This is a genomic window from Streptomyces sp. NPDC003691, from assembly GCF_053981115.1.
Genome location: NZ_JBSFNQ010000181.1, coordinates 1 through 5709 on the forward strand (window position 1 = coordinate 1; position 5709 = coordinate 5709).

Annotated in this window: 5 protein-coding genes; 4 read left to right on the plus strand and 1 reads right to left on the minus strand. The window is 70.7% G+C overall.

Annotated elements, in window-relative coordinates:
• The 4 genes from ACWDR0_RS34355 to ACWDR0_RS34370 all read left to right on the plus strand — a co-directional run.
• Nucleotides 1–257: hypothetical protein (locus ACWDR0_RS34355; RefSeq protein WP_456355760.1), on the plus strand; the 257-nt coding region annotated here is incomplete at its 5' end.
• Nucleotides 214–2064: a molecular chaperone HtpG gene (gene htpG, locus ACWDR0_RS34360; protein ID WP_456355761.1), complete on the plus strand. Its 1851-nt coding sequence runs from the start codon at nucleotides 214–216 to the stop codon at nucleotides 2062–2064. The genes ACWDR0_RS34355 and htpG, both read left to right, overlap by 44 nt.
• Before the next feature lie 161 nt (nucleotides 2065–2225).
• Nucleotides 2226–2879, plus strand: coding sequence for a response regulator transcription factor (locus tag ACWDR0_RS34365; RefSeq protein WP_456355762.1), 654 nt, complete (start codon nucleotides 2226–2228; stop codon nucleotides 2877–2879).
• 5 nt (nucleotides 2880–2884) lie between these two features.
• Nucleotides 2885–4138, plus strand: coding sequence for a sensor histidine kinase (locus tag ACWDR0_RS34370; RefSeq protein ID WP_456355763.1), 1254 nt, complete (start codon nucleotides 2885–2887; stop codon nucleotides 4136–4138).
• A gap of 79 nt (nucleotides 4139–4217) precedes the next feature.
• Here the strand turns inward: ACWDR0_RS34370 and ACWDR0_RS34375 are convergent.
• A partial coding sequence (locus tag ACWDR0_RS34375) for a thioesterase domain-containing protein (RefSeq protein WP_456355764.1) occupies nucleotides 4218–5709 on the minus strand: 1492 nt, incomplete at its 5' end.

Here is a 5709-nt window from a genome sequence, read left to right on the forward strand (position 1 = left end):
TCGTCGACCTCTTCGCGATCGGTGTCTCGGTGCATGTCCGCGGGGTGGCGGAGTCCCTCGACAACTCGCCCTTCTCCATCACCCAGGCCGAGGCCAACGACGCCGACCGGATGATGGCCGTGGCGATCGCCTTCAAAGGGGTGGCGCTCCTGGTAACCGGCGGACACGGAAATGCGCAGCTTTCAGGCCGAAGCGGCTCAGATCCTCGAGCTCATGGCCCATTCGCTCTACAGCAACAAGGAAATCTTCCTCCGTGAGCTGATCTCGAATGCGTCCGACGCGATCGACCGGCTCCGTTTCGAGCGGTACAGCCGCCCCGATGAGACCGGGGACGCACCGGCGGACGCACCGGCGGACTCCGCACCGGACGACGCGCCGCGGATCCGTATCTCGTTCGACAAGGACGCGGGGACGGTCACCATCGCCGACAACGGCATCGGGATGAGCCGGCAGGAGGTGATCGACAACATCGGCACCATCGCCCGTTCGGGTACCGCCGAGTTCCTCCGTTCCCTCACCGGTGACCAGCGCCGTGACGCGGAGCTGATCGGCCAGTTCGGGGTCGGCTTCTACTCGGCTTTCGTCGTCGCCGAGCGGGTGGTGCTGACCACCCGTCGGGCCGGGCGGCCCGCGTCCGAGGGAGTCCGCTGGTCCTCCGACGGCAAGGGGGAGTACGCCCTCGAGCAGGTCGAGCGTGCCGACCACGGCACCACGATCGTGCTGGAGCTGCGGGACGGCGAGGACGAACTGCTCAGCGAGTACCGGCTGCGTTCGATCGTCCAGCGGTACTCGGACCACATCACCCAGCCGATCGTCCTGGGGGACGACGAGAACCCGGTCAACCAGGCATCGGCGCTCTGGACCCGGCCCAAGAGCGAACTGGCCGAGCAGGACTACCACACGTACTACCGGCACCTCACGCACGAATACTCCGATCCGCTGGCCTACGTCCATACGAAGGTGGAGGGGCGGTACGAGTACACGCTCCTGCTGTACGTGCCGTCCCGGGCACCGCACGATCTGTTCCTCCCGCAGGCCCGCGGGGGTGTGCGGCTCCATGTCCGGCGGGTGTTCATCCTGGAGGACACCGGGCAGCTCCTCCCCGACTATCTGCGGTTCGTCCGCGGCGTCGTCGACTCGGCGGATCTGCCGCTGAACGTCTCCCGGGAGATCCTCCAGAGCAGCCACGCGGTCGACCACATCCGGTCCAGCGCGGTCAAGCGGGTACTCAAGCTCCTGTCGCAGCTGGCGGACGGCGAGCCCGCGAAGTACGCGGACTTCTGGAAGGAGTTCGGGGGTGTGCTGAAGCAGGGGGTCGCGGACGATCCCGCGCACCGGGAGGACCTGACCGAGCTGCTGCGCTTCACCTCCACCCGTTCGGCGACCCAGGACGCCGATGTCTCGCTGGCCGACTACGTCGACCGGATGAAGGACGGTCAGGAGAAGATCTACTATCTGCTGGCGCCGGGTCGGGGTTCGGCCGCGGCCAGCCCCCATCTGGAGGCGTACCGGGCCAAGGACATCGAGGTGCTGCTGCTGGGCGAGGCCGTCGACGGTTTCGTCGTCTCCGGTCCGCTCCACGAGTACCGGGGAAAGCGGCTCCAGTCCGTCGCCCAGGGGCCGCCGGACTTCGGCACTCTCACGGACGAGGCCGAGAAGGAGGCCGCCGACCGGGCGGACTCCGACTACGCGGACCTCCTCGGCCTGCTCAAGGAGCATCTGTCGGGCAAGGCGTTCGACGTCCGGGTCACCAGCCGGCTGACCACCTCCCCCGCCTGTATCGTCGCCGACGGGGTGGAGACCGACTTCACCACCGTGCAGCGGCTGCGCGGTTCGGGGCTGCCGAACCGGCCGATCCTGGAGATCAACCCCGGGCACCCCCTGGTACTGCGGCTCAACGAGGACCGGGACGACCCCCGTCTGGGCGAGTGGGCGCACATCCTGTTCGACCAGTCGGTGCTGACCGCCGGCGCCCGGATCGAGGAGCCGACCGCGTTCGTCGGCCGCCTCAACGACCTGCTGCTGTCGCTCACGGGCGGCGGTTCGCCGGACGCCGCCGGCTGACCCCGGCGCTCCGCTGCCCCGTGCGGACGCCGGCCGGTCCTCCGGCCGGCGTCCGGCCCCGGAGTGGTTCCCTCGGACCCGATCCTGCGCGACCAGGGGTTTCGCCGAGGTGACCGGAAGCGTTAACCACCCCCTTACCGTAGATCTGGGGCAATGTCCGCATGCGAATTCTGGTGGCCGAGGACGAGCGTTTCCTGGCGGATCTGGTGGCGGAGGGGCTGCGCAAGGAGGCGATGGCGGTCGACGTCGCCTACGACGGCGCCGCCGCGCTGGAGCGTCTCGCGGTCAACGACTACGACGTTCTGGTGCTCGACCGCGATCTGCCTCAGGTCCACGGCGACGACATCTGCCGGGAGCTGGCGCAGCAGGGGGGCCGGGTCCGCATTCTGATGCTGACCGCGTCCGGTACGGTCCACGACCGGGTCGCCGGGCTGAATCTGGGCGCGGACGACTATCTCGCCAAACCGTTCGCTTTCAACGAGCTGGTGGCCCGGATCAACGCGCTGGCGCGCCGTTCCGGGCCGCCGCTGCCGCCGGTGCTGGAGCGCGGGGACATCACCCTGGACACCGGCCGGAGGCAGGCGTTCCGCGATGGTCACTACGTACCGCTGTCCCGGAAGGAGTACGCGGTGCTGGAGGTCCTGATGCGGGCCCGCGGCACGGTCGTCAGCACCGAGGAGCTGCTGGAACGGGCGTGGGACGAGCACACCGACCCGTTCACCACGGTCGTCAAGGTCACCATGAGCAAGCTCCGGGCCAAACTGGGCGATCCGCCCGTCATCGTCACGGTGCCGGGAAGCGGGTACCGGCTGTGAGGCGGGTGCGGAGGACGACGGCGGTACGGAGGTCGGGACGGCGCGCCCTGGCGCCGCTGAGCGGCTCGGTGCGGGCCCGGATGACGCTCCTCTACGGCGGTGTGTTCACGGTCATCACCCTGGCGGTCCTGATCACCGCGCTCCGGTTGCAGAAGGGGATCGTCGACGGCAAGGTCGACCGCTTCGTCAAACCCGGCTCGGTCGCCGGGATCCCCTGTGGGATGAGGCCGCCGGAGTCGCCCTGTTCCTCGGTGCCGTACCGGCCCGCCGCGACCGCCACGGCGGCTTCCTCCCCGCCCGGTCCGCATACCGTCCTCGACCGGGAGGGGAAGGCGCAGCTCCAGCACGATCTGGCCAGCACCCAGCTCGCCACCAGTCTGATCGCCATCGCGGTGATCATGGTGTTGGCGTTTCTGGTGTGCTGGTGGCTCACGGGACGGCTGCTGCGCCCGCTCCAGCGGGTCACGGCCACCGCGCGCCGGCTGTCCCTGTCCACCCTGCACGAACGCATCGCGCTGACGGGCCCGCAGGACGAGCTGAAGGATCTTGCCGACACCTTCGACGCGATGCTGGACCGGCTGGAGCATTCGGTGGCCGGCCAGCGGCGTTTCGTCGCCAACGCCTCCCATGAGCTGCGTACTCCGCTCGCCATACAGCGCACGGCGATGGAGATCGGTCTGGCGGATCCGTCGCCGGAGCGGGTGGCCCGGATCCGCGACGAGCTGCTGCGGGCCACCGAGCGGTCGGAGCGGCTGATCGAGGGTTTGCTGGTACTCGCCCAGGGCGAGCAGGAACTGACGGTCCGGTCCCCGGTGGACCTGGCCGTCGTGGTCGACCAGGTCATCGGGGAGCATCTGCCGTTCGCCGAGCGCCGCGGTATCACGGTCGGGGCCACCACGCGGCCGGTGACGGTCGCGGGCGACGAGGTGCTGGTGACCCGTCTGATCGCCAATCTGGTGCAGAACGCGATCCGGCACAACGACGACCACGGGCATATCCGGGTCGACCTCTCGCCGGACGAGGGTCTGGTGGTGAGCAATACGGGTCCCGAGGTGCCGCCGGAGCAGGTCGGCGAGCTGTTCGAGCCGTTCCGGCGGCTGCATGCGGACCGTACGGGTTCCTCCGAGGGGGCGGGCCTGGGGCTGTCCATCGTGGCGGCGATCGCGGGCGCCCACGGCGGCAGTGTGCGTGCCGTGGCCAACCCCGGCGGCGGGCTCTCCGTCACGGTGTCCCTTCCGGCGCTGGTGCCGTCGGGCTGACGGGGCGGTGCAGCCCGTGCTGTTCCGGTGCTACGGGCCCGTACCCCCCGGGTGCTACGGGCCCGCGCTGCTCCGGTACTCATCCGTTCCGGTCCGCCATCCAGGCGGCGATGGCCTCCCAGGCCCGGCCGAGCATCTCCGGGAGCATCAGGTCGGTGTGCCGGCAGGGCAGGCCGACCTCGGAGATCGCCCCGCCGACGTAGGGCTCCCAGAGGGTGCCGTCGGGCGGGTTGTCGGCCTCCCGGTGCTCGGCGACGAGGAGGAGCATGTCGCCGTCGTACACGCCGGGCCGGTGGGATTTCCGGAGGGCGGTGTTGTTGCGGAAGATCTCCGCCATCAGAAGCAGTTCCTCGTCGGAGATTCCGTCGATGACCTCCCCCACCTCTTCCCGGAACCGGGCGGCGGTCTGCCGGAGGGCGTCCTCCGGCGAGGGCGGGGACGGGGGACCGTCCGGACGCGGCCCGCGGGGGGCTTCCTCCCCGGCGGGGGCGGCGGGTACGGGCCGTCCGCCGGGAGCGGGATGTCCGGCGGGAGCGGGAAGTCCGGCGGGCACGGGATGTCCGGCGGGGGCGGCGCCCCCCTCGGGTGCTCCGGCCTCGCGGGGCCGGACGGTTTCGTCGCCGGTACCGCGGGTCGGGTAGGCGTCCAGGACGACGAGCGCCGCGACGGTCTCTCCGGCGGCCCGGAGCTGGACGGCGATCTCGTGGACGGGGATGCCGCCGAAGGAGAAGCCCAGGAGGTGGTAGGGGCCGGTGGGCTGGACGGCGCGGATCTGCTCGACGTACTCCGTCGCCAGTTCTCCGATGCTCGCCGCCGGGGTGCCCGTGCCGTCGATGCCCGCGGCCTGGAGGCCGTAGAGCGGGATGCCTTCGGGTACGAAGCGGGCGAGGGGGCGGTAGCACCAGCTCAGCCCGGACGCCGGGTGGATCAGGAAGAACGGGGGCCGGTCTCCTTCGGTCCGGATCGGCAGGACCCGGCCGAGGGAGTCGCTGAGGGAGGCGAGGCTCAGTCCGCTGACGATGCCCTCGACGGTGGGGGCGGCGAACACATTGCGGACGGAGGTGTTGACGCCCTTCTCCGCCAGCCGGGTGACGAGGGTGACCGCCAGCAGTGAGTGGCCGCCGAGTTCGAAGAAGTCGTCGTCGACGCCGACTTCCGGGATGCCGAGGGTTTCGGCGAAGACCTCGCCCACCAGGGTCTCCAGGCTGGTGGCGAGATTCCGCCGCCCGGCCGGACGCGCGGCTCCGGTCAGGCCTGCGTAGTCGGGGGCGGGGAGTGCCCTGCGGTCGAGCTTGCCATTGCCGGTCAGGGGGAGGGTGGTCAGGGTGACCACGGCGGAGGGCACCAGATGTGCGGGGAGCCGCTGGGCGAGGAAGTCCCGTACGCCGGTGATCTCCTCCGTTCCCTCGTTGTCCGTCGGGACGAGGTAGGCGACGAGGCGGCGGTCTCCCGGGGTGTCCTCGCGGGCGACGACTGCGGCCCGGGCAACTTCGGGATGGGTGCGGAGTACGGCTTCGACCTCACCCGGCTCGATACGGAAGCCGCGGACCTTCACCTGGTCGTCGGCCCGT

Bases quoted from the DNA above. Each gene is read 5' to 3' on its own strand.
- htpG (WP_456355761.1), top strand. From the start codon at position 214: ATGGCCCATTCGCTCTACAGCAACAAGGAAATCTTCCTCCGTGAGCTG.
- ACWDR0_RS34365 (WP_456355762.1), top strand. From the start codon at position 2,226: ATGCGAATTCTGGTGGCCGAGGACGAGCGTTTCCTGGCGGATCTGGTG.